General features: G+C 41.7%; 23 protein-coding genes. 13 read left to right on the top strand and 10 right to left on the bottom strand.

Annotated features, from left to right (window positions below):
* Positions 1-28 precede the first annotated feature (28 nt).
* The 13 genes from AC13CK_RS06240 to AC13CK_RS06300 are packed head-to-tail and all read left to right on the top strand — an operon-like array spanning position 29 to position 13,923.
* On the top strand, positions 29-892 hold the full coding sequence (locus AC13CK_RS06240; RefSeq protein ID WP_482831024.1) for a glycosyltransferase family 52: 864 nt from the start codon (positions 29-31) through the stop codon (positions 890-892).
* Positions 885-1,961 carry a hypothetical protein gene (locus tag AC13CK_RS06245; protein ID WP_482831018.1) on the top strand — a complete coding sequence of 359 codons (1,077 nt, stop codon included), beginning with the start codon at positions 885-887 and terminating at the stop codon, positions 1,959-1,961. The genes AC13CK_RS06240 and AC13CK_RS06245 overlap by 8 nt, the downstream gene beginning before the upstream one ends.
* Entirely contained in the window at positions 1,962-3,005 is a 1,044-nt protein-coding gene (locus AC13CK_RS06250; protein WP_425880018.1) for a glycosyltransferase, read from the top strand.
* A 39-nt stretch (positions 3,006-3,044) separates the two neighbouring features.
* On the top strand, positions 3,045-3,800 hold the full coding sequence (locus AC13CK_RS06255; protein ID WP_425880017.1) for a glycosyltransferase: 756 nt from the start codon (positions 3,045-3,047) through the stop codon (positions 3,798-3,800).
* A gap of 3 nt (positions 3,801-3,803) precedes the next feature.
* Positions 3,804-4,742 (top strand): NAD-dependent epimerase/dehydratase family protein, encoded by a 939-nt coding sequence (locus AC13CK_RS06260; RefSeq protein WP_425880016.1) that lies wholly within the window; start codon positions 3,804-3,806, stop codon positions 4,740-4,742.
* 7 nt (positions 4,743-4,749) lie between these two features.
* Complete coding sequence (locus AC13CK_RS06265; RefSeq protein ID WP_425880015.1) at positions 4,750-5,763, top strand: MraY family glycosyltransferase; 1,014 nt, start codon at positions 4,750-4,752, stop codon at positions 5,761-5,763.
* On the top strand, positions 5,756-6,286 hold the full coding sequence (locus AC13CK_RS06270) for an acetyltransferase (RefSeq protein ID WP_425880014.1): 531 nt from the start codon (positions 5,756-5,758) through the stop codon (positions 6,284-6,286). Before AC13CK_RS06265 ends, AC13CK_RS06270 begins: the two co-directional genes overlap by 8 nt.
* 42 nt (positions 6,287-6,328) lie before the next feature.
* Positions 6,329-8,203 (top strand): polysaccharide biosynthesis protein, encoded by a 1,875-nt coding sequence (locus tag AC13CK_RS06275; RefSeq protein ID WP_425880013.1) that lies wholly within the window; start codon positions 6,329-6,331, stop codon positions 8,201-8,203.
* Between the two features lie 12 nt (positions 8,204-8,215).
* On the top strand, positions 8,216-9,091 hold the full coding sequence (gene galU / locus AC13CK_RS06280) for a UTP--glucose-1-phosphate uridylyltransferase GalU (protein ID WP_425880012.1): 876 nt from the start codon (positions 8,216-8,218) through the stop codon (positions 9,089-9,091).
* Between the two features lie 15 nt (positions 9,092-9,106).
* A complete protein-coding gene (locus tag AC13CK_RS06285) occupies positions 9,107-10,363 on the top strand; it encodes a nucleotide sugar dehydrogenase (RefSeq protein WP_425880011.1) in 1,257 nt (418 codons plus the stop codon).
* A complete protein-coding gene (gene pgi, locus AC13CK_RS06290; protein WP_425880010.1) occupies positions 10,363-12,030 on the top strand; it encodes a glucose-6-phosphate isomerase in 1,668 nt (555 codons plus the stop codon). Before AC13CK_RS06285 ends, pgi begins: the two co-directional genes overlap by 1 nt.
* Positions 12,023-13,042: a UDP-glucose 4-epimerase GalE gene (galE, locus tag AC13CK_RS06295; protein WP_005108342.1), complete on the top strand. Its 1,020-nt coding sequence runs from the start codon at positions 12,023-12,025 to the stop codon at positions 13,040-13,042. The genes pgi and galE overlap by 8 nt, the downstream gene beginning before the upstream one ends.
* A gap of 2 nt (positions 13,043-13,044) precedes the next feature.
* Entirely contained in the window at positions 13,045-13,923 is an 879-nt protein-coding gene (locus AC13CK_RS06300; RefSeq protein WP_425880009.1) for a beta-1,6-N-acetylglucosaminyltransferase, read from the top strand.
* Between the two features lie 81 nt (positions 13,924-14,004).
* On the opposite strand, the gene AC13CK_RS06305 is transcribed toward AC13CK_RS06300, so the two are convergent.
* The 10 genes from AC13CK_RS06305 to AC13CK_RS06350 form a co-directional block, all read right to left on the bottom strand.
* Positions 14,005-15,381 (bottom strand): phosphohexomutase domain-containing protein, encoded by a 1,377-nt coding sequence (locus AC13CK_RS06305; RefSeq protein WP_005108344.1) that lies wholly within the window; start codon positions 15,379-15,381, stop codon positions 14,005-14,007.
* Positions 15,382-15,439: 58 nt separating this feature from the next.
* Positions 15,440-17,278, bottom strand: a complete 1,839-nt coding sequence (glmS, locus tag AC13CK_RS06310; protein ID WP_313565195.1) for a glutamine--fructose-6-phosphate transaminase (isomerizing) — start codon at positions 17,276-17,278, stop codon at positions 15,440-15,442.
* A gap of 11 nt (positions 17,279-17,289) precedes the next feature.
* Positions 17,290-18,654 carry a bifunctional UDP-N-acetylglucosamine diphosphorylase/glucosamine-1-phosphate N-acetyltransferase GlmU gene (gene glmU, locus AC13CK_RS06315; protein WP_425880008.1) on the bottom strand — a complete coding sequence of 455 codons (1,365 nt, stop codon included), beginning with the start codon at positions 18,652-18,654 and terminating at the stop codon, positions 17,290-17,292.
* Positions 18,655-18,674: 20 nt separating this feature from the next.
* Complete coding sequence (locus tag AC13CK_RS06320; RefSeq protein WP_085064581.1) at positions 18,675-19,196, bottom strand: phosphatidylglycerophosphatase A family protein; 522 nt, start codon at positions 19,194-19,196, stop codon at positions 18,675-18,677.
* Entirely contained in the window at positions 19,174-20,091 is a 918-nt protein-coding gene (gene thiL / locus AC13CK_RS06325; protein WP_425880007.1) for a thiamine-phosphate kinase, read from the bottom strand. The genes AC13CK_RS06320 and thiL overlap by 23 nt, the downstream gene beginning before the upstream one ends.
* 17 nt (positions 20,092-20,108) lie before the next feature.
* Positions 20,109-20,558, bottom strand: coding sequence for a transcription antitermination factor NusB (gene nusB / locus AC13CK_RS06330; protein ID WP_004280924.1), 450 nt, complete (start codon positions 20,556-20,558; stop codon positions 20,109-20,111).
* Between the two features lie 4 nt (positions 20,559-20,562).
* Positions 20,563-21,033, bottom strand: coding sequence for a 6,7-dimethyl-8-ribityllumazine synthase (gene ribH, locus AC13CK_RS06335; protein ID WP_004280926.1), 471 nt, complete (start codon positions 21,031-21,033; stop codon positions 20,563-20,565).
* Positions 21,034-21,051: 18 nt separating this feature from the next.
* Positions 21,052-22,167, bottom strand: coding sequence for a bifunctional 3,4-dihydroxy-2-butanone-4-phosphate synthase/GTP cyclohydrolase II (ribBA, locus tag AC13CK_RS06340; RefSeq protein ID WP_180075476.1), 1,116 nt, complete (start codon positions 22,165-22,167; stop codon positions 21,052-21,054).
* Positions 22,168-22,571: 404 nt separating this feature from the next.
* Complete coding sequence (gene exaC, locus AC13CK_RS06345) at positions 22,572-24,083, bottom strand: acetaldehyde dehydrogenase ExaC (protein WP_482831019.1); 1,512 nt, start codon at positions 24,081-24,083, stop codon at positions 22,572-22,574.
* Positions 24,084-24,420: 337 nt separating this feature from the next.
* A complete protein-coding gene (locus tag AC13CK_RS06350; protein WP_425880133.1) occupies positions 24,421-25,383 on the bottom strand; it encodes an alpha/beta hydrolase in 963 nt (320 codons plus the stop codon).
* Positions 25,384-25,468 lie beyond the last annotated feature (85 nt).

Here is a 25,468-nt window from a genome sequence, read left to right on the forward strand (position 1 = left end):
TCCAGACGATAATTATCATCTTTTAGTTATGTACTATGATGATAATGAAAAATATAATTATTATTATAAGAAGCTAAGTTCAAAATGTCTTGTCTCCTTTAGGTTAATAATGGAAAAAGAAAGTAAAATATATAGATTATATTATTTTTTTCAGTTAGTTAATTTGCTAAAAAATAAATTTGACTCTTTATATTATAATATCTATTTTGCAAGTGTGGATAGTTTTTTTATTCATTACATTTGTTCATCTATTAATTATAAAGATATTATTACATTTGACGATGGTGTGGCAAATATATATAAGAAAGGCTTGTATTATAAAAATAGAGATTATTCCTTGCTATTGCGATATTTAAGAATTTTTTTAGGTATCAGGTATAATTTAAAGGAAATAGTTTCTATTTCGGAAAAACACTATACCATATTTAATGGTGTAGAAAATATATGTAAAAATTCTGTTTTTTTACCTTTATTTATTTCTGATAAAGAGAGAGATAAAGAGTCCAAGGAATTTAGTATTTTTTTAGGTCAACCCTATTCTGAATATAATATTGGTAAAAATATTAATATAAATGCAATTCTTTCTAAAATAGGTGTTATAAACTACTTCCCTCATCCTCGTGAAAGAAATCTTCCGGAAGCTATTAATATAATAAATTCAAATCTTATTATTGAGGATTATGTAATTACACTATTAAATCAAGGTTATAATGTTAAGGTATACTCATTCTTGAGTACTGCACTTTTAAACTTGAATTCTATAGATAATGTTAGTGCATTTTTAATATACGATAAGCAATTATATGAAAAATATACAGACTTATATGAATTCTTTTTTAATTCAAATATTGAAACTTTGGATTTAGAAGGGGAGGCTTATTGTAATGGGTAACACGTTAGCATTAAAGGCTGCTATATTAATTTTATTTTCAATTTATATTTTTGTGGCAGGTTTTTCCTATACGGCTTTAGTGGTTAATGATGAGTTTGCATCTATTATATCTTTGTATACTAGAGTTTTTTTACTGGCTCTAATGCTTTTACTTATATTTTTGAAAGGGAGTTTGGGGAAAATAGAATTATATTTTTTAATATTTTCTGCATTTTTCTTAATTACGATGAATCCATTTCTTATAATTATGGCATTTATGATTTTACCAGGTATAATTTTTGCTGACTTTATTAATAATAAACAAGCAATAAAAATTACTATAGGTGCTTCAATTTTAAGTTTTTCTTCAATTTTTTTGCTTTCACATTTTAATATAATTGAGAGTAAGGTTTTAATGGATGATAGTGAATTTACGCTTTCAAATTTAAGGCAAACATATGGCTTTAATAATCCAAATGCTGCATCTATGTATATCGCTCAAATTCTAATGGTTTCCATCGTTTATAAAAATAAGTTATTAAGTTTTTTTATTTTTTTATTTTTTTTATGGTTGACTTTTTCCACAGGCTCAAGGACTCCTTTATATGCTGTTGTTTTTTTTATATTTTTAATTTACTTATCAAAATATAATTTCTTCCTCCCTTTTATAAGATATGGAGCTCTTATTTTTATTTGTATTATTCCTTTAATTATTATCTTTTTTATTGCTAATGGAATTTGGGTCTATTCTAATATTGATTTTAATCACTTACTAACTTATAGGCTAAGTATTGCTCAATCCCTATATTCAGAAGTTGGTGGATTATCATTACTTCCATCATACTCAAGTGAATTTGTTGATTCTGGCTATGCTAATATTCTATTAAATGGAGGTTTTCTAGTTTATTTATTATTTTTCATTTTTTTTTATCTATACTTAAAGATAGAAAATAATAGGTACTTTTTTTGTCTATTTGTTGTTTTTTTATTAATATTAATTTCTGAAACATTTATTACTGGAAACTTAATTTTTAGTATTTTGTTAATCTCACGGTCTATTTATCTGTTAAATAAAAGGTTGCCAATTTAAATGAAACCTATGAAAAAAGTTTACTTTTTAATTCTTTCATTAAAAGGGCGCTCAGGAACAGAGCGTGTAACTTGTCAACTAGCTAATATGTTAGATGATGCAGGTTACCAGATTGTAATTTTGAATCTGGATACTTGTAGAGAATTGGCGGCTTTTGATATAAATAAAAATATAGATGTACAGTATTTTAATGGATCTATTTTCAAACTTTTAAGGAAGATAAAATCTTTAAATCAAGAAGATATTCTTTTTATTCAAAATATGGAACGATTGTCTTTAATCACTCTTTTAGTTAATCCTAAATCTAAAAATATTTGTTTAGAACATGGAGTGTTTTTTACAAAATCTAAGCTTGGTAAATTTTTAACTAAATATTTATATTCACGATTAGATGCTCTCGTTACAATTACTTATGCTGATGCAAAAAATTATTTTAAATTTTTAGATGTTCAGAAAGTCCATACAATTTATAACTCAACTCCTTTTTCTCCTGAAACATTAACTTATAATTCTTTGTCAAAAAAAATTATAGCAGTTGGTCGTTTATCTCCAGAGAAAAATTTTTCTGATCTAGTTCACGCGTGGTCTTTAATTTATAGTAGATTTCCAGATTGGTCTTTAGATATTTACGGTAATGGGGATGAAGAATATAATTTGAAAAAACTTATTCAAGAACTGTCATTAAAGAATATCACTATTCATAAAAATATAAATGATATTGAAAATGTATATAAGAGTGCTTCTTTTTTAGTGCAAACTTCTAAGTTTGAGGGTTTAGGTATGGTTTTAATTGAGGCGCAATCATATGGTTTACCATTAGTTGCATATAATTGTCCATACGGCCCATCCGAGATTATTGTTAATGAAAAAAACGGGCTTTTAATACAAGATTATAATGTTAATGATTTGGTTAATGGGATTGAACAGTTAATTGTTAATTTAGAGCTAAGGGAAAATATGCATTTTTATGCTCTTAATTCTAATAAAAAATTTGATATAAATTTAATAAGTAATCAGTGGTTAAATTTATTTAATAATCTTTAATATTTATTTTCTAAGACTATTGAGTGCTTTGAGGTGGTAATGAGTTTTTTAGTTAGTATAATCATGCCTGCATATAATGCGGAAAAGTTAATATCCGATTCGATAAATAGTGTTTTATCGCAGACATATAAGAATTTTGAGCTAATAGTAATTGATGATTGCTCACAAGATCAAACATCACAAGTTGTAGAAAATTTTATTTTAAAAGATAAGAGAGTAAAACTTATTAAAAATATTAAGAATAAAGGTGTTGCTGAAACTAGAAATACTGGTTTAGATCAGGCTAAAGGTGATTATGTCGCTTTTTTAGACTCTGATGATAAGTGGGATAATAATAAGTTAGAAAAACAATTAGCAGTTTTGAAAGAAAGAAATGATGTTGATGTTGTATATGGCTCTTACTATAGATTTAATAATGATGGAATTAAAAATATAGTAAAGGTTCCTAACTTACTAGATAAAAAAGAGTTATTAAAAGGTAATCCAATAGGTAATCTAACTGCTATCTATAATTTTAAAAAATATTCGCAAATCCGGCAAAAAAACATTGGTCATGAAGATTATTTATTTTGGCTAGAAATTTTTAACTCTAGCCCAGATGTAAAAGGCATAGGTATTCAGGAACCTATAGCCTATTATAGAGTAGCAGAAGATGCTAAGAATTTGTCCGGAAATAAGTTGAAAGCAGCGAGCTGGACATGGACTATTTATCGAAAGCACTTAAAACTAAATTTAATAAGTTCTCTATTTTATTTTTCCTATTATATGATTAAAGCTATTTTAAAGAGAGTCTAAGGCGTGAGAGTTCTAATAACAGGTGCAACAGGCTTTGTAGGTTCAGCTCTAACTGAACGGGTGAATAGTTTGTATGACACTATGGTTTTAGTTCGTACTCAAAGTAATGTTCTGCCTTCCACGATTCAACAACTTGTTGCCAGCAATATTTTTGAAGCAGATTTTCCAGAAAATGTAGACGTTATTATTCACTTAGCAGGTCGTGCTCATATTCTAAATGAACAAACGACAGATCCATTAGCTGAATTTTGTAAAGTCAATGTAGAAGGGACATTACAACTTGCCCGTCAGGCTTTGGACAAAAAAGTAAAACGCTTCATATTTATGAGTTCTATAGGTGTGAATGGTTCAGTGACATCACAGCAACCGTTTACAGAAGATGCTCTGCCACAACCCCATGCAGATTATGCGGTTTCCAAACTAGAAGCAGAGGAAGCATTAAAAAAATTATTTGCTGGTACAGACATTGAATTAGTGATTATTCGCCCACCCTTAGTGTACGCAGCTCACGCGCCAGGTAACTTTGCTCGTTTACTCAAATTAGTCGCAACCAATTTACCTTTACCTTTTACACGTACACGAAACAAACGTAGCTTTGTCGCACTTGAGAACTTGGTCGATTTTATTCAGGTTTGTATTGAGCATCCCAACGCTGCCAACCAAACATTTTTAGTGGCAGATCAAAGTCGCATTTCCACACGTGAACTGGTTCAATACTTAAAACAGGGTATGGGAAAAACCCCATATTTTATTTATATTCCACAACCTCTTATGAAACTAGGGGCGGCATGTGTAGGGAAATCCAAACTCTATGAACAACTGTTTGAATCACTTGAAGTAGATGCTTCCAAGGCTCAAAAACTACTGGGCTGGACAGCTCCGTTAAGTACCCAGCAAGCCATGTTAAAAGCAGGCCAAGATTATCTAAAAATGAAAGAGTAATTCACGTATGTCAATTTTTGCACAGAGCATTGTATTTTTTATACTGACATTACTATTTACAGGCTACATGCGGCATTATGCCCTAAAGAAAAATATCATAGACAACCCCAATGAGCGCAGCTCCCACAGTGTACCCACGCCACGCGGTGGTGGTGTAGCTGTGGTGTGTAGCTATTTATTGGTGTTGGCTGTGCTGATCTATAGCCAGCAACTGACAGTCCATATAGGCTTAACCCTTATGGGGGCAGGTTTTGTTATCGCACTGCTTGGTTTCTTAGATGATCATGGGCATATCAACTCCATGTTGCGTCTAGCCATCCATTTTCTAGTGGCTATAAGTGCGGTGACCAGTTTAGGTGGTTTTGCTGAAGTCACTGCTTTTAATGGTCTGCAACTCGGCTTTGTAGCCAATATCATTGCTGTGTTATTTTTGGTGTGGTTACTCAATCTGTATAATTTTATGGATGGCATTAATGGTATTGCCAGTGTTGAAGCCATTACCGCCACAGTGAGTATGGCAATTTTGTACTATCTGCTAAATGCATCGCTGAATTCAGATCTACTTTGGTTATTAGCTGCCTGCGTATTTGGCTTCCTATTATGGAACTTTCCCAAAGCCAAAATTTTTATGGGCGATGCCTGTAGTGGGTTTTTAGGGCTAACATTAGGGATTTTGGCATTAATTGCCCTCAAAGAAAACTTAGCATTGTTTTGTGCATGGATTATTTGTCTAGGTGTATTTGTGGTCGATGCGACTTATACCCTGATTAAACGCGTGCTCAGTGGCTATAAAATGTATGATGCGCATCGCAGCCATAGCTATCAAATTTTATCGCGTAAATGGGGCAGCCATACGCCAGTGACTTTGGCTGTAGCAGCGATTAACCTTCTCTGGCTATTTCCAATTGCATATATGACCGTAATGCAACAATGGGCCTATCCTGAATTCGCAGTGTTGATTGCTTATTTACCTTTAATATTGATTGCTATTAAATTAAGAGCGGGAACACCTGATGCCTGAGAAAAAATTACTGATTCTCGGGGCAGGCGGTTTTGGTCAATCAATTGCTGAAGTTGCTGAACTGCTAGGTAAATGGAAGAGTATTTCATTTGTTGATGATCGATGGCCTGAGCAACAACAGGTTGGTCGCTATACAATTATTGCAAATATTCAATCTTTAGAAGCAATCAATTTGCATAGTTTTGAAGCCATTATAGCAGTTGGAAATAACCAAATACGACAAAAATGGCAACAATTATTGCTTGATTTATCTATACCCATTACGACTATTATACATCCACAAACTGTCATTGCTCCTAGTGTAACAATAGGGCAGGGGGTAAGTATTATGGCTGGGTGTGTTATTGGAACGAATACGATTATCCAAGATGGTGCTATTTTAAATATGGGTACATTATTGGACCATGATGTGGTGGTTGAACAATTTGTACACTTAAGTATTGGGGTGAAAGTTGCAAGTAATAATGTTATCCCTACATTTTCTTTCTTGGAAGTGGGAAGTATCATAGAACATAAGTCTTAATAACAACTTCTTTAAATTAAGATATGACGTGCTGAAAAATATATGAAATCTCTTGTAATTCCTCTGGTTGAATCTCCACGTTCAGCAAAACTCGCGTTTTTAGTCATTTTAGACTTTTGTATTTTCCCTGTTCTAATCTGGCTTTGTTATGCCATTCGACAGTTTGATCTCGGTACAGAAGTTGTACCCAATATTCCCTTTGGGCCAGTTTGGGTCAGTGGTATTGCAGTCTTTGCGCTGTTTATCTGTGGTGTATACCGTTTTATTGTTCGTACCTTTAATGAATTTTTTATTGCCAAATTAGGTCTGGCAACCATATTAAGCGTGATTGGTTTGTACTTGTTGGCTTATAGTACGCATGCGTTTATTCCGACCTCAATCCCTTTAATGTTTGGCTTTATGATGTTCGCTTGGGTTTGGTTCAGCCGGGGTATTATTCGTTTTGTCGTTCAATCTTATTTGAAGTCAGGTGTACCGAAAAAACGGATTGCTATTTATGGAGCAGGTCATGCTGGTCAGCAGGTAGCAGCTACTTTAAACCGTTCTAATGAACATCTACCGATTATATTTATTGATGATGATCCTTCTTTAAGTGGCCAAAATATTGGTGGTATCCAAGTTTTTTTACCACATACTGCTTTGAAATGTTTTACAAAATTCAAAATTGATGAAATTTTAATTGCACTCCCGTCAGTAGGGCGAATACGTAAAAGTGAAATTATTAAGTTTTTAGAGCCGGCTCATTTAAAAATTACCGAGATTCCGGGTCTGACTAAACTGGTCAATGGTGAAATTCGAATTTCTGATATTCAGGAAGTAGATATTATTGATTTACTGGGGCGTGATCCTGTACCGCCAGTTCCAGTGCTTTTGGCTAAAAATATTAAAAATAAAGTAGTCATGGTCACAGGTGCGGGTGGCTCGATTGGTTCAGAACTGTGTCGCCAAATTATTAAAAATCAGCCGGCCAAACTGGTTATTTATGAACTGACTGAATTCGCACTGTATAGCATTGAAAAAGAGTTACGCCTTAGCGCTAGCTGTGAAATCATTCCGATTCTTGGCTCTGTACTGGATGAGCGTAAGTTAGAACGGGTAATTGAACAGTACGGCGTGCAAACCGTTTATCATGCGGCTGCTTATAAGCATGTGCCATTGGTCGAGTGTAATCCATTGGCTGGCCTGAAAAATAATGCAGTCGGTACAGCATTCAGTGTCAATGCCGCAGTTAAAAAGGGTGTAGAAACTTTTGTCCTGATTTCAACCGATAAGGCGGTGCGCCCGACCAATGTCATGGGCGCGACCAAACGGATGGCAGAGCTGTATTGTCAGGCTATGGCGGAAGCGCAAGACCAGACCCAGATCAGTATTGTGCGCTTTGGTAATGTCCTCGGTTCTTCGGGCTCGGTCGTGCCGCTGTTTAAACAGCAGATTGCCAAAGGTGGCCCGATTACCGTGACCGATCCGGAAGTGACCCGGTTCTTTATGACCATTCCGGAAGCTTCGCAACTGGTGATTCAGGCTGGCGCTTTGGGAACCGGTGGAGACGTATTCCTGCTGGACATGGGCGAGCCGGTACGGATTCAGGATCTGGCACGACAAATGATTTCTCTCAGCGGACTCAAAGTCAGAGATGATAAAAACCCGAATGGCGATATTGAAATTCAATATACTGGGCTACGTCCAGGCGAAAAACTTTATGAAGAACTGCTGATTGACGAAGAAAATACAGAAATTACTTCACATAAGCGTATTCTACGATCTGTAGAGAAACATTATCCATTGGCAGAAATTCTGGCAGTATTTAACCGTATGCATGCACTTAGCGCGACTCAGACTGATATTGAATGGGCACTGGCACAACTAGAATATTATGTGGATGGTTATATACGCGGTAACGAAATTAAAGTGAACTAGGTTTTTATAGATATGATTAAAAAAGCGATTCTCCCTGTGGCGGGTCTAGGTACGCGTTTTTTACCTGCCAGTAAATCCATTCCGAAAGAAATGGTTACTGTTGTGGATCGCCCTGCAATTGAATATGTGGTGCGTGAAGCCGTTGCTGCCGGAATTGAGCAGATTATTCTGGTGACCCATTCTTCCAAGGCTTCGATTGAAAATTATTTTGACCGTAACTTTGAGCTTGAAACCACCCTTGAGCAAAAAAACAAAATCGACCTGCTGAAAGAAATTACGGAGATTCTGCCTGCAGGCGTGAGTGTGATTAGTGTACGCCAGCCGCAGCCTTTGGGTCTGGGTCATGCGGTACTGTGTGCCAAAGCCATGATTGGTGATGATGATTTTGCAGTGCTGTTACCGGATGTGCTGGTGAAAGATCAGGATCCGGAAAATGACCTGTCACGCATGATTCAGCGCTATGTACAATCTCAAGCTTCACAAATCATGGTTGAAGCAGTGCCTGAACATCTGGTCGACCAGTATGGCATTGTTGATGTTGCTGCATCACCTGAGGAAGGTGAAAGTATAGTCATGCAAGGGATCGTTGAGAAACCGGCAGTCGGGACGGCACCATCGAATCTGTCTGTGGTGGGGCGTTATATTCTGCCGGCAAAAATCATGCAGCTTTTAGAACAGACCCCACGCGGGGCAGGCAATGAAATCCAGCTGACCGATGCCATCGCCATGCTGCAGCAAACCGAAGCCGTAGAAGCCTATCGCATGAAAGGTCAGACCTTTGACTGTGGCAGCAAGTTAGGTTATCTAAAAGCTGTTTTACATTATGGCGTCGATCATCCTAAACTCGGTGCCGAGTTTAAAGCATTAATTCAGGAACTGGCATTATAATAATCAAGGAATATTATGAAAGTCGCAGTATTGGGAAAAACCTTATTTTCCGGAGTCATTTCAGCTCTTTTATCTGAATGTGGTCATCAGGTGGTCTGGTGTAACAGCTTCAATGCAGATGAGTCGGCCCGGCCCTATTTCCAGGATGAATCTCTACAACAATTACTGCAAAAACAGGAAAAATCTGGTTTTTTAAACTGTTGCGATTTTCAGCATCTGGATTTTAATCAGGATGTGTTTTTCTTTAGTTTTAATGCGACTGAAGAACAGCAAGCGTTTCAGATGCTGGACACCATCCGGCATGCCTGTTTTGCCCATCCCAAGCTGATGATTAATGCCTCGACCTTTGGCTTGCATGGCACGCAGCGCTTTCAGCAGTTGCTGCCGAATGATGACTGGATTTATCTGCCAGATATTATTCAGGAAGGGAATGCACTGCGTAGCTTTACTCAGGCCACCCAGTTGATTGTGGGCTGTGATCATGCAGATATCCAGCCTAAAATCAAAGAATTATTACGTCCATTATTTCCACGCGCGCAGCAGTATCTATTTATGCCGGTTCTGGATGCCGAATTTACCAAGTTGAGTATTTCCGGCATGCTCGCCACCCGGATCAGTTATATGAATGATCTGGCCAGTGTGGCAGAAAAGCTTGGCATTGATATTGAACAGGTACGGCAAGGCATGGCTGCGGATAACCGGATTGGTTCTGCCTATCTGTTCCCCGGCGTTGGTTTTGGTGGAGAGAATTTCTCCCATGATATCCGGACGCTTACTCACGCCGTGGCAGATTCAGGGGTAAAAAACCAGTTGCTGGAACAGGTCTGGGACATTAACGAACAGCAAAAAGAATTACTGTTTCGTAAACTCTGGAACTATTTCCGTGGAGACTTAAAGGGTAAAGTTATTGCGATCTGGGGTGCAGCCTTTAAGGAAAACACGCCGAGTATCCAGCAGTCTCCGGTACATGCCATGCTGACCGCTTTGTGGGCACAAGGCGTGACGGTCAAGCTGCATGATCCTCAGGCAATCACAAATATTGAAAAGGTTTATGGGCCACGGGAAGACCTGATCCTGTGTAAAGACCAGTATCAGGCTGTGGAAGGGGCGTATGCCTTGTGTCTGATGACGGCATGGAAACAGTACGGCAGTCCGGATTATCCATATCTGATCAAGCTAATGCAGCATCCCCTGATTCTGGATGGGCGTAATCTGTATGATCCGACGTATGTCAAGACACGCGGTTTTAATTATATTGGGGTGGGACGTTAATGTTGAGCCATTTTAATCCAAATCTCGACACTGAAACTGTGTGTCAGAAACTCGCCTCGAACAAAGAACAACTTCAGTCTGAGCATCTGCGGGAACTGTTTGCTGCTGACCCGGAGCGCTTTAATCGATATTCCATTCAGTTTGAACAACTGCTATTTGACTATAGCAAACACAGAATCAATCAAAATGTGATACAAGGCCTGATCGAATGGGCCGATGCACAGAACCTCAGATCCTGGATTGGCTCCCTGTTTTCCAGTCAAAAAATCAACTATACCGAGCAGCGTGCTGCCATGCACTGGGCACTGCGCCTGCCCAAACAGGATCAACAGCATGCTGATCTGGCAGCTGATGTGCATGCCCAGCTGGAGCGTATGTATGCGCTGGTGGAACAGATTCATGCCGGACAGCGTCGCGGTGCCACCGGGGAAGTCATTCAGGATGTGGTCAATATCGGGGTGGGCGGATCAGACCTCGGTCCCTTGATGGTCACGCATGCTTTATCTGATTTTAAATACCAGTCTGCCCAGCCACTCAACGTACATTTTGTTTCGACTATGGATGGCAGTCAGTTGTCTGAGCTGTTGCATCAGCTGCGTCCGGAAACGACACTGTTTATTATTTCCTCCAAATCCTTCGGCACCATTGATACCCTGACCAATGCTCAGACGGTACGCTTGTGGCTGGAAAAGGCCTTAGGTCAACATCCTTATATTCTCAAGCATCATTTTATTGGAGTATCGACCAAACCGGAAAAAATGACGGCGTGGGGTATCGTACCGGAAAACCAGTTATTGCTTTGGGACTGGGTCGGCGGGCGTTATTCACTCTGGTCCTGTATCGGACTGCCAATTGCCCTGAGTATCGGGATTGAAGGCTTCAAGCAGCTGCTGGCTGGTGCTTATGCAATTGATCAGCATTTCCAGTACCAGCCTTTTGAGCGCAATATTCCGGTATTGATGGGGCTTTTGGGAGCATGGAATACCAATTTTCTGGATATTCAGACCCATGCAATTCTGCCTTATGATGGTCGGCTGAAATATTTTGCCTCCTATCTGCAACAGCTGGAAATGGAATCCAACGGCAAATCAATTCAACGTAATGGCGAGAAAGTCCAGCTAGATACCTGCCCGATTATCTGGGGTGAGGTCGGGCCGAATGCCCAGCATGCCTTCTATCAGTTATTGCATCAGGGTACGCAGTCAGTCAGCTGTGATTTTATTGCACCGGTAGAACGTTATAACAGCCAGCAATATACCTATGCAGACAGCGCTGAAGCATTAGTCGAACAACATCATCTGGCCTTATCCAACTGTCTGGCGCAATCGCGCTTACTGGCTTTTGGCAATGAAGCACTGGATCAAACTGAATTGGCGAGCTTACCGGCTTATAAACAGTATGAAGGTAATCAGCCGAGCAGTACCCTGTTATTGCAGGAACTCAATCCATACAGTTTGGGCATGCTTATTGCACTGTATGAGCACAAGGTATTTGTCCAGTCCGTGCTGTGGAATATCAATCCGTTTGACCAGTGGGGCGTAGAAAAAGGCAAGGAAATTGCCAACCAGCTATTGCCAATACTGAATGGTGAACAAACCGATCTGGATGGTTTGGACGGTTCTACCCAAGGCCTCATTAAAATTTTATTAGGAAAGTCAAATGGCTAAAATTTTGGTCACAGGTGGGGCAGGCTATATTGGTTCACATACCTGTGTAGAATTGTTGAATGCCAGACATGAGGTAATTGTACTTGATAATCTGTGCAATAGCTCCTCCGAGTCCTTAAGCCGAGTAGAAAAGCTGACCAAAAAAAGCCTGACCTTTGTGGAAGGCGATATCCGGGATAGCCAGTTACTCGATCAGGTCTTTCAGCAAAATTCGATTGATGCGGTAATTCATTTTGCCGGTCTTAAAGCAGTCGGTGAAAGCCAGCAGATTCCATTGGCTTATTTTGATAATAATATTGCCGGTTCAATTAGTCTGGTTCAGGCGATGCAGCGCGCACAGGTGTATAAACTGGTCTTTAGCTCTTCCGCCACTGTGTATGGTGAAGATAATCCTTCTCCATATCAGGAAGATATGCCCTTAAGTATGCCGAATAATAATTATGGCTATACCAAGTTGGTTGTTGAGCAGATGTTAGAAAAAGTAGCAATTGCAGATGAACGTTGGTCCATTGCCTTGCTACGTTATTTTAATCCGGTCGGCGCGCATAAAAGTGGACAGATTGGTGAAGATCCATTGGGTATTCCCAACAATCTGATGCCTTTTGTGACTCAAGTTGCGGTAGGTCTGCGTGAAAAGCTGTCTATTTTTGGCCATGATTACGACACGGCCGACGGCACCTGTGAGCGTGACTTTATTCATGTAGTGGATTTAGCGAAAGCACATGTTTTAGCAATTCAGAATCGTTTAAAGCATCAAGGCTGCCGGGCCTGGAATATTGGTACGGGCCAACCGATATCGGTATTAACCCTGAAAGATACCTTTGAGAAAGTGAATCAGATCCAGATTCCGTTTGAGTTCGCTGCACGACGTGATGGTGATTTGGCAAGTTTCTATGCAGACAATGCGCGTGCAGTAAAAGAGTTGGGCTGGACACCCGAATATGGCTTGGAGGATATGCTCGCCGATAGCTGGAAATGGCAAAAGCAGAACCCCAAAGGATATGGATCATAGATATGAATTTTATTTATGGGGTTATTTGTCATCAACTTACCCATTCATTGGTTTTTCTGGTGAATGAGCTGCTGAAAAGTCCTCATAGTATTATTCTTATTCATGTCGATCAAAAAGCCGACCTTGCCCCATTTCATACTCAATTCGGACAGCTTGATCAGGTATATTTTTTAGCAGACCGGACAGATGTACGATGGGGCAGCTATAGCCAAATTGAAGTCATGTTAAAACTCCTGCAGGAAGCACAAAAATATGATTACGGCTATTTTTTCTTCCTGTCCGGAGATGACATTCCTTTATGTTTCAATACCGCAAGAGAATTATTTCTAGAAAAAGAATATCAAAAACAGACCGAGTTTGTGGGTCATGATGATTTACCAGATGATGTGGAACAACGGGTGAATGTCCTGTATTTACCGATTATGTATCAGAAAGCTAAATCACCATTATTTCAGTTCCTGAACAGATGGGCATTATGGTATTGCCGGCACTTCCGTAAACAGGATATTTCTCATTTACCTAAACTATATAAAGGTTCAAACTGGATTACTCTCACCGATCAGGCGGTGACATTTATTCTGGATTATCTGGAAGCGAATCCGGATTATGCAAAAACCTTTAAATCTTCACTCTGTGCAGATGAAATCTTTTTCCATACCATTATTTATAATTCCCATTTTCAGCAACGCATCTATCATGTCCAGCATAGGATAGAGGATTGTGAAACAGGGCTAAGATATATTGACTGGGATTCCGGGCCGGATTATCCAAGAACTTTAGATGTGTCTGATTTTGATAAAATGAAGAAGTCAGGCATGCTGTTTGCGCGAAAAATGAATACAAATATCACAGTGGATATACTCGAAAAACATTTTTCATAAAAGCTTCAGGCCGGAAAAGTACCCTAAAAACTGGAGTCTTTTCTCTGGTTTAAGGGCATTGTTTTCAGGCTTTTTGAGGACTTAAGCATTGCCCTGGATCAGCTGGGTCAGCTCATCGACATAGTCCTGCATCGGTCGTGGATGATGATCACGGCGGCTTTCAATATTCAAACGCAATAATGGTTCAGTATTGGAGGCGCGCACATTAAAACGCCAGCTACCAAAATTCAGGCTGACGCCGTCGGTCTGGTCAATTTCTGGTTTTTGATCGGCATAATGATCGAAAAGTTTTTGGATGGTTGCCTGGGTATCGGCCACTTTAAAATTAATTTCACCTGAACATGGGAACTTGGCGATCATTTCTTCCACAAGAGAAGATAAGGATTTTCCTGTTTCAGACAGTACCGCCATAGCCAGTAACCATGGAATCATGCCGCTGTCACAGTAAGCAAAATCACGGAAATAGTGATGGGCACTCATTTCCCCGCCATAAGCCGCATTATGTTCACGCATGACATCTTTAATGAAGGCATGCCCTGATTTTGATTGGACGGTAATCCCCTGATACTGCTCTACCACATCCAGCGTATTCCAGACCAGACGCGGGTCATGGACAATTTTTTCGCCAGACTGCTTCAGCAGGAATGCCTGCGCCAGAAGGCCAACAATATAATAACCTTCAATGAACTGCCCTTTTTCATCGAACAGGAAGCAGCGGTCAAAGTCGCCATCCCAGGCAATGCCCATATCCGCACCATGCTGAATGACTGCATCACGGGTGCTATCACGGTTTTCAACCAGAATTGGATTCGGGATGCCATTCGGGAAGTTACCATCGGCCTCATTGTGAATTTTGACAAATTCAACCGGAATCTGGAGTTGTTGAAACTTCTGTTCAAGCGCATCAACCACATGTCCTGCGGCACCATTACCAGCATTCATCACCAGTTTCATCGGGCGGATTTTTGCCGGATCGATATAGGTCATCAGGTGGTCGATAAATTCTGGCAGGATATTATATTTTTCCGTATGACCTTTTTGGCTAACTTCAATGAATTGCCCTGATTCGGCCAAGGCCTGAATTTCTTTTAAGCCTGTATCTGCACTGATCGGACGGGCATTTTCACGCACCAGTTTCATCCCATTATAGTCCATTGGATTATGGCTGGCAGTAACTTCAATACCACCCTGAACATCCAGGTGGAAAGCTGCGAAATAAACTTCTTCGGTCCCGGTCATGCCAAGATCCAGCACATTGACCCCGGCATCATTCAAGCCGCGAATGGTGGCCTGTTTTAGCTCTTCACTGCTGAGTCGTATATCACAACCAATGGCTACTGTTTTAGGTTGATAAATTTGTCCATAAGCCCGGCCAATTTTGTAGGCGATATCTTCATTGAGTTCTGTACCCAGTTTGCCACGAATATCATAGGCTTTGAAGCAAGTCAGTTTTGTCATTTAGAGGCTCTCCATTCAGAAGAAAAAGGCCGGTTCCCCAGCCTTGATTCAATTTTAATTATTCTACGGTAACCGATTTTGCCAGGTTGCGTGGCTGATCCACATCCGTACCACGTAGCACTGCCACATGATAAGACAATAACTGCACCGGGATGCTATACACAATCGGTGCCAGCACTGCATTGACTGCCGGAATATGTACCACATGCTGGCGTTCTTTGGCTTTAATGCCGCTGTTTTCATCAGCAAACACAAATAGCTCGCCACCACGCGCCTGAACTTCTTCCATATTGGATTTGAGCTTATCCAGCATGTCATCCTGTGGTGCCAGAATCACTACCGGCATGTCATTGTCAACCAGTGCCAATGGCCCGTGTTTCAGTTCGCCTGCAGCATAACCTTCAGCATGAATATAGGAAATTTCTTTCAGCTTGAGTGCGCCTTCCAGTGCGATCGGGAAATGCGTACCACGGCCCAAGAACAGGCAGTGCTGCTTTTCAACAAACAGTTCAGAAAGGCGTAGAAGCTCATCATCATGACGCAAGGTATCCAGCATGACTTTAGGCATATGCCAAAGTCCTGTGGTAATTTCCGTCATTTTTTCTGTAGAAATAGTATTTTTTACAGAACCGATTTTCAGTACCAACAGCATCAAGGCTGCAAGCTGGGTGGTAAAGGCTTTGGTGGAAGCCACGCCAATTTCAGGACCAGCTAAAGTCAGCAGGCTGTAATCTGTTTCACGTACCATCGAAGAGGTTGCCACGTTACAGATCGTCATCGTGCTAATGTCGAGGCCTTTGGCAGTTGCACGTTTCTGTGTATCACGTAAGGCAGCCAAGGTATCGGCAGTTTCACCGGACTGGGAAATACATACATATAGCGTGTTGTTCACAATCACCGGAGTGCGATAACGGAACTCGCTGGCAATCTCGACCTGGCAAGGCAGGTCAATCAGCTGTTCAAACCAGTATTTGGCAATCATGCCGGCATGATAGCTGGTACCGCAGGCAATAATCTGGATTTGCTGGATTTTTGCAAAGTCTTGTTCCGCACTGGCAAGAAAATCTTCACGCAGGTCATTGCCATTTAAAGCTTGGGAAATGGTCTGTTTGATCGCTTCAGGCTGCTCATAAATTTCTTTGAGCATGTAGTGCTTGTATTCACCTTTAGAAGCATTGCTGACGGCAGCATCCAGTTCCTTGACCGGACGATCGACAAGTTGACCATCGACAAAGACTTCAATCGTGGTACGGGTCAAACGGGCAATATCGCCTTCTTCAAGATAAATAAAACGGTTGGTAATCGGGAGCAGAGCCAACTGGTCAGAACTGATAAAGTTTTCACCAATACCGACACCAATGACGAGCGGAGAACCTTCACGTACGGTAATCAGTTCATCAGGGTGGTCAGTATGTACGATACCCAGTGCATAGGCACCTTTCAGTTGTGGAACCACCTGGCGTACAGCTTCTAACAGGCTCGGGGTAGATTTCAGCGCATCATTGATCAGATGGGCAACCACTTCAGTATCAGTCTGTGAGGTAAACACATAGCCTAAAGCTTCAAGATCATCTTTCAGTTCCTGATAGTTTTCGATAATCCCGTTATGGACCACTGCTACATTTTCAGAAATATGCGGATGGGCATTTTCTTCAGTCGGTTTGCCATGGGTGGCCCAGCGTGTATGCGCAATGCCGAGTGAACCGCTAATCTGGGATTCATTCACAGCCTGTTCAAGGTTTGCAACCTTACCGACACGGCGTTCACGTAGGACTTGGCTGTTGTTAATGAGTGCCAAACCTGCTGAATCATAACCACGGTATTCCAGGCGTTTTAAGCCTTCAATCAAAATATTGGTAATGCTGCGTTCCGCAATGCCACCGACGATACCACACATATTTGTTCCCCTTATTTCTTGATTTTTTGCGGACGTGGATAGTTTTCTTTGGCAAATTGCTTAGAGCGCTCTACTGCCAAACTGTTGTCTTCCACATCACGGGTAATCGTCGAGCCTGCACCCACTGTAGCACCGTTACCAATTCTCACAGGTGCCACTAATGAACTGTTCGAGCCAATAAAGGCTTGATCACCAATAATTGTTTTAAATTTGTTGGCACCATCGTAATTACAGGTAATAGTCCCTGCACCGATGTTTGAGCCTGCACCAACTTCAGCATCACCCAGATAGGTAAAATGGTTGGCTTTAGAGCCTAGACCAATCGAGGTATTTTTAACTTCAACAAAGTTACCGATATGCACTTCATTGGCCAATTGTGCACCCGGACGGAGTCGTGCAAAAGGTCCAATCTGGGTATCTTCACCAACGATAGCATTGTCAAAAATGCTATATGGTTGAACCTTGGTGCCAGCTGCAATCTTGCTATTCTTAATGATACAGCCAGCGCCAATTTCAACGTTGTCGCCCAGCTCGCAATCACCTTCGATAATCACATTGATATCAATGCGGACATCCTGACCGACAGTTAAATTACCACGCAAGTCAAAGCGGCTTGGATCAATCAGATGTACACCTTGCTGCATTAGCTGTTTGGCTTGATAAGACTGGAACTGACGCTCTAAAGCAGCGAGCTGCACGCGGTCATTTACCCCTTCAACTTCAAAAGCCTGCTCAGGTTCTACCGATGCAACTTGTATACCATCTGCCAAAGCCATCGCGACAATATCAGTCAGGTAATATTCACCCTGCGCATTGTCATTGCTTAAATTTGGCAGCCATTGATGCAACTTGGCATTGCTGACGGCATAAATACCGGTATTGATTTCCTTGATCTGACGCTGTTCTTCGGAAGCATCCTTGTGCTCCACAATGGCCTGGATTTCACCATTTTCACGTACAATACGACCATAACCATTGGCATCTGGCAGGGTAAGCGTCACCAGACCAATACCGGTTTCTGCAGTGGCATCGAGTAATTTTTGCAAGGTCACAGGATTAATGCACGGTACATCGCCGGAAAGAATCAGCGAGACGCCGTCTTGTGGCAGGACAGGCAAGGTCATTTGTACGGCATGACCGGTACCCAGCTGTTCAGCCTGTTCGACCCATTTAATATCCTCTTGTGCAAATGCTGTCTGAACCCGATCACCGCCGTGACCATAAATCGTAATAATATTATCTGCGTTTAATTTTTTTGCCGTTTCAATGACATGACCCAGTAAAGGACGTCCTGCAAGGGGTTGTAATACTTTCGGTAAGCTAGAGCGCATGCGCGTTCCTTTACCTGCAGCAAGAATAATAACAGTCGTTGACATGTTCTAATCCTAAATATGGCTTATGCCACGATGAAGTAAAAATAAAGCAGAATACAAAGAGCAGCCCAAAGGCCGGCAATAATGTCATCCAGCATGATGCCGAAGCCACCGTCGACCTGTCGGTCAATCACACGGATCGGCCAAGGTTTCCAGATATCAAATAATCTGAATAGCGCAAAACCGATGAGCAACCATAACCAGTTCATCTGACCTAAGTAGATCAGGGGCAAAAATGTGATGGATTGTCCGGCAAATTCATCCCAGACGATGCGGCCATCATCATGTACACCCATGACTCTAGCAGTATGCCCGCAGATATATATGCCAACCAGGGACATGATGGCAATGGCAAAAACACTGTTTAGAAAACCAAGATGCAGCCAAATAGGAATAAATAAAAGTGCAAAGGCCGAACCAAAGGTACCGGGTGCTTTAGGTGCCAGACCAGAACCAAAACCAACCCCACTAAAGACAATCAGTCGGTCGATCCATGACATGGCTTTAAAATTAATCGCAGGTTTATGCAAAATGTTGATACCCATTAAATTGAAGTGAATGATCTACGCCATCTTTTTCAAAAGTTAAGCCGTGTTGCTGCTGAATTGTGCCGATCATACTAATCGAAACATCAAGTTGTTTTTGCAATAATTTTTCGTAATTTTGCGGGCTTATTGTAAAGCATAATTCGTAATCATCGCCACCAGCGAGGGCATATTGCCATTTTTGCTCATCGTTTAAAGCATGCAGGGTGGGACTGATCGGCAGGTTTTCAAGTTGCAGCTTGGCACCGACTTGAGAGGCTTTGAGAATATGTCCAAGATCTTGGGCCAAACCATCCGAGACGTCAATCATGCTATGCGCCAGACCTTTTAGGGCAGCACCGAGCTGACAACGTGGCGTTGGATAGTCCAGACGTTTTTGCAGTGGATGACCAAGATGCTGGAGTGCAAAAGCTGCATCACCGACAGTTCCACTGACACAGATCAGATCACCGGGTTTCGCACCTGAGCGTGGAATGGCTTGACCAATATCCACCCAGCCCAATGCTGTGATAGACAGGGTTAAATGAGGACTTTGAGTGGTATCACCACCGATTAAGCTCACACCAAATTGATCGCAACAATCATATAAACCCTGACTAAAAGCTTTTAGCCAGTCATGATCAATTTGGGGTAGGCTCAATGCGAGTAAAATACTGTGCGGGGTTGCGCCCATCGCGGCAATATCAGATAAATTGACAGCCACAGATTTCCAGCCAATCGCATGCGGATTGGTATTCATTGGAAAATGGCGTCCAGCAATCAGGGTGTCGGCACAGATGACCAGTTGTTGCTGAGGAGGAGGGGTGAGCAAGGCTGAATCGTCACCGACGCCCAGATCGACAGAATTGGCATTCTTGCGATTGAAATAGGTGTCGATAATCGAAAATTCAGCCATACAACGAATCTACGCTATTAGTTAGACTGCTGTTTTTCTGCTGCACGCAAAGTTGTCGCTAAACGATCCAATACACCATTGATGTATTTATGGCTATCGGCACCGCCAAAATGTTTAGCCAGCTCGATCGCTTCATCTAGAACCACGCGATATGGAATCTCAAGATGTTCTTTAAGTTCATATGCACCAAGACGAAGGGTCGCAAGTTCAACACCGTCAAGTGCAGAAAGTTCGCGATCGAGTACCGGGATTAAGAGCGCATCCAATGCTTCATGATTGGCAACCACTTGAGTCAACAATTCATGATAATAGCTCAGATCCACTTTGTGCATGGCATTTTCCACACGCGTACGTGCTTCAATCTCATGCACCGGATTGTGGCTCATTTGCCATTCATAAATTCCTTGTACAGCAAAGCGACGTGCTTTACGTTTTGCTGCATAAGTTGCTTGAAGTGTTTGCGACATAGCGTTAAATAGCCTTTAACAAGTTAACCATTTCAATCGCAGTCAGGGCAGCTTCGCTACCTTTATTGCCTGCTTTTGTTCCAGAGCGTTCAATCGCTTGTTCAATACTGTCCGTAGTGAGTACACCGTTAATGACAGGTAAGCCAGTGTCCAGGCCAACCACGCCTAAACCTTTGGCACATTCGCCTGCAACGAAATCGAAGTGAGGCGTGCTACCACGAATCACGGCGCCAAGCGCGATGATGGCATCGAAACGATCTGAAGCTGCCAGTTTTTTCGCAACTACAGGAAGTTCCCAGGCACCAGGTGCATGAACAACAGTGATATTATCCTCTGATACACCATGACGTTTCAATGTATCAATGGCACCTTCTAACAGATGTTCAACCACAAAGCTGTTAAAACGACCAACTAAAATCGCATAACGGTCTTCGTTCGCGAGATGTAACATACCTTCAATACGGCGAACTGCCATAACAACCTCGATAATTTCTTAAGATGTTTGTTGTGCGGTGATGTATTCCACCACTTCTAAGTTAAAGCCTGATAGTGCATTGAAGCGCAATGGAGAGCTGAGCAGCTTCATTTTTTCAACGCCTAGATCACGCAAAATTTGTGCACCGACACCAATGGTCTGATACTGCTGAGACAGTGCAGCATTTGATTTTACATTTTTTGGTGCATTTAAGGTATCTAATGCTGGACCCAAATCCTGTAAATGACGTTGCCCAATCCAGACCAGTACACCACGATCACTATTGGAAATTTCTTTTAATGCGCGGTCTAAGTTCCAGGCCGGTTCGCCGTCCTGTTTTTTCAGTTTGAGCAAATCACGGGTCGGATTAAAACCATGTACACGAACGGTGGTCACGCCTTGTTTAGGCTCGCCTTTGACCAGGGCCAAATGAATATCCGGGTTGCCCAGTTCACGATAACGATATAAATCAAATGTGCCGTATTCGGTGTCGAGTTTTTGATGATCGAGACGCTCAACCGTTTGCTCATTGGTCATGCGGTAATGAATCAGGTCGGCAATGGTGCCAATTTTCAAACCATGCTTTTCAGCAAAAACTTCAAGATCCGGACGGCGCGCCATCGTGCCATCTTCATTGATGATTTCACAAATCACCGAAGCCGGTTCCAGTCCTGCTAAACGAGAAAGATCACAACCTGCCTCGGTATGCCCGGCACGGTGCAATACGCCACCCGGCTGCGCCATCAGCGGGAAGATGTGTCCTGGCTGTACAATATCTGCCGGTTTGGCATGAGCAGCCACCGCAGTTTGAATCGTGTGCGCACGTTCAGCCGGTGAGATCCCGGTAGAAATACCTTTGGCTGCTTCAATTGACAGGGTAAAATTGGTTCCATGCTGGGCACCGTTTGCATCGACCATCAAAGGCAGATTCAACTGCTGGCAACGCTCTTTGCTTAAAGTCAGGCAGACCAGACCACGTGCATGGGTGATCATGAAGTTGATGTCTTCAGGACGTACGTGCGTGGCAGCAATCACTAAGTCGCCTTCATTTTCACGATCTTCATCATCCATCAGGATGACCATTTTTCCTGCACGGATATCTGCTACAAGCTCTTCAACAGTATTGAGCGGCATCAACCTTCACCTTCTTTTTTGATCTTGATCAGACCGAATCATGACATTATTGGGTACATAGTCTAACGCTTTTTAAGCAATTTTGCCTATGCTTATTAGTTTCCCTATAGTGGTTCAATGTTATACACAGTCTTGGGAATCATGAAAAGCCGACTTTAAATGAAAGCCAGGGCTTTATGCAGGTTTTTTGAACAGTTAAAATGCATAAAAAATGAAAAACTTAGGCGAAGTCCTTCTAAGTTAAAGTATTAATTTGTTTTTTATACAGTTTTATTCCTGTTTTTGTGATTTTCAGACTTTTATTTTGCTGGTCAACGATCAAGAGCAGAAAAATTTACCAGATATTAAAAAACTTGAATAAAACAAAAAAGCGAACCGCAGTTCGCTTTTGAGAAAATTCATACTTAGAAGAAACCAGCCGGTTTGGTCGAATAGCTGACTAGCAAGTTTTTAGTCTGCTGATAATGATCCAGCATCATTCTGTGATTCTCACGTCCAATGCCTGATTTTTTATAACCACCGAAAGCCGCATGTGCAGGATAAATATGATAACAGTTGGTCCAGACCCGACCCGCTTGAATCGCGCGTCCTGCACGGTAGGAGGTATGCGCTGAGCGTGACCAGACACCGGCACCTAAACCATAAATCGTATCATTGGCAATCTTGATCGCATCATCAAAGTCTTTAAAGGTGGTCACAGCCAGTACAGGCCCGAAGATTTCATCCTGAAAGGTCTTCATGTCATTGGTGCCTTTAAAGATGGTCGGTTCAATATAGAAACCTTGACCGACTTCCTGACGTGCTTCACCACCGGTCAGGATCTGTGCACCTTCTTCACGGCCAGTGGCAATACAGCCCAGAATCTTGTCCTGCTGTTCCTGAGAAGCTTGCGCGCCAATCATAGTATCAGTATCCAGTGGATGACCGGTTTTAATGCGTTGTACCCGTTCTACTGCACGCGCTAAAAACTCATCGGCAATACTTTCCTGTACCAAGGCCCGGGAAGGGCAGGTACAGATTTCACCTTGATTCAGGGCAAACATGGCAAAGCCTTCCAGTGCCTTGTCCAGATAATCGTCTTCCTGATCCATGATGTCGGCAAAGAACAGATTCGGTGATTTACCGCCAAGTTCCAGCGTTACCGGAATAATATTTTCAGTTGCATACTGCATTATCATTTGGCCGACGGCAGTCGAGCCGGTAAAGGCAATCTTGGCAATACGGGGATTGGTCGCCAGTGGACGGCCGACTTCGACCCCGTAGCCATTGACGATGTTCAACACGCCCGGCGGCAAAATATCCTGAATCAGTTCAGCCAGAACCAGAATACTGACCGGAGTCTGTTCCGCAGGTTTCAGCACGATACAGTTACCTGCAGCTAGGGCAGGTGCCAGTTTCCAGGCAGCCATCAGAATCGGGAAGTTCCACGGGATAATTTGACCCACGACGCCCAACGGTTCATGAAAATGATAAGCAATGGTATCTTCATCGATTTCGGAAATGCCGCCTTCCTGTGCACGGATACAGCCGGCAAAATAACGGAAATGGTCAATGGCCAGCGGAATATCGGCAGCCAGTGTTTCACGAATTGGCTTACCATTGTCCCAGGTTTCTGCCACAGCCAGCAGTTCCAGATTTTGTTCCAGACGATCTGCAATTTTCAGCAGGATATTGGAGCGGGTGGTCGGTGATGACCGGTTCCATTGCTCTTTGGCTTTATGCGCTGCATCAAGCGCCAACTCAATGTCTTCTACAGAAGAACGCGGCACTTTGGTAAAGACTTTGCCATCTACCGGAGAGATATTGTCAAAGTATTCACCTTTGACTGGAGCGACCCATTCGCCGCCAATGAAATTATCGTATTGTGCTTTAAAATGAACTTTTGAACCGTCAGTATTGGGGTCTGCATAACGCATAATCTATTCCTTTATATGATTGTTAGTGGTGCAGGCTGCGCGCATGTTGCCGATCAAAAAATATAGGCGCTTCTGCATTCAGCTCTACTATAAAGAGGGAAAAAGACGGGCGGTTGTTTGTTTACAGGCTTGCTACAAAAGACAATATTTGGAGACAAGCAGTAGAACAATAAAGGTTATAAATTTTAAATTTAAAAACAAGGGATTATAGCACTTATAAACCATCGAAAAATTGGCATATTTTCAATGTGCTTAATTACATTCCAACCTAATAAGGATTCAAAAGAAGCCAAGCAGGAGAAATGAGGGTAAGTTTCATTTCTCCTTCCACGTTTATCTAAAGCCCTTTGTCATGCAGCCATTGAAACAGTTGCTGATAAACCTTCTCACGTACAGATTGCTCTGAAAGTACCAGATCATGTAAACCGTTCTGGATACTTTGAACCGTGACATCGCCTTTAATTTTTTTGGCATATTTTTGAATGTCTTTAATGCCTAAAATCACATCACTGCTTTGTGCGGCTTTGCCCCATTTTTTAGGATATAAAGTCTGATGCGAATGCATGATCAATACCGGAACATCGAGCTGAACACCGCGATGAATTTCCTTCTGTGCCTCATGAATGGCACGAATAAAACTGATCCGAACCATCGGGTAGCGGGTCTTTTTCCAGTCCAGACTGAAGTCCCATTCGCCTTTTAAATCCTTATGCAGGCTAGTGGCATACCACTTGTTCAGCTCGCTTGGAAATTGAAGGTTGGGAAAAATTTTGGCCAGTTTGCTCAGTTGCGGAATGCCAAGCGCACGTTTAATCGGATTCATATTGAAGTCATAAAATGGACTGTTGACCCAAAGTGCTTTAATTAAAGAATGCTGCGGATGATGTGCCGCATACAAGGTCGTGGTCAGGCCGCCGGTAGAATGACCACAGAGCAGGGCAGCATCGTGACCCTCGGCTGCTATAATGTCGAGGGCTTGGGTAATTTCTGCATTATATTCAGCAAGGTCATACACGTTATAATATTTTTGATGCGGCAGAATCGAACGTCCGTATTTTCTTAAATCCAGCGCATAAAAATCAAAACCATGCTGATTAAAGCGCTCTGCCATTTCGGTCTGAAAAAAATAATCGATAAAGCCGTGAATATATAAAACTGCTTTTTTTGTAGGTTGGGCTGCTTTTTTACGGATTAGGGTTGCTACGACTTTGCCCTCATAATCATCAGGAAAGTTTAAGGTCGCTTGCTCATAACCTGTCCCCAGAATATCGGGCTGATAAAGCGGTTGCAGTTCACTCATTTTTATACTCGTTCATCTTATTAAATTTATGCTTTATCCTTGATGAGCTGAGGTTTTTTGTCAAACAGATCTTGCTACCGATTTA

It is taken from the genome of Acinetobacter sp. L-24 (genome assembly GCF_056857555.1).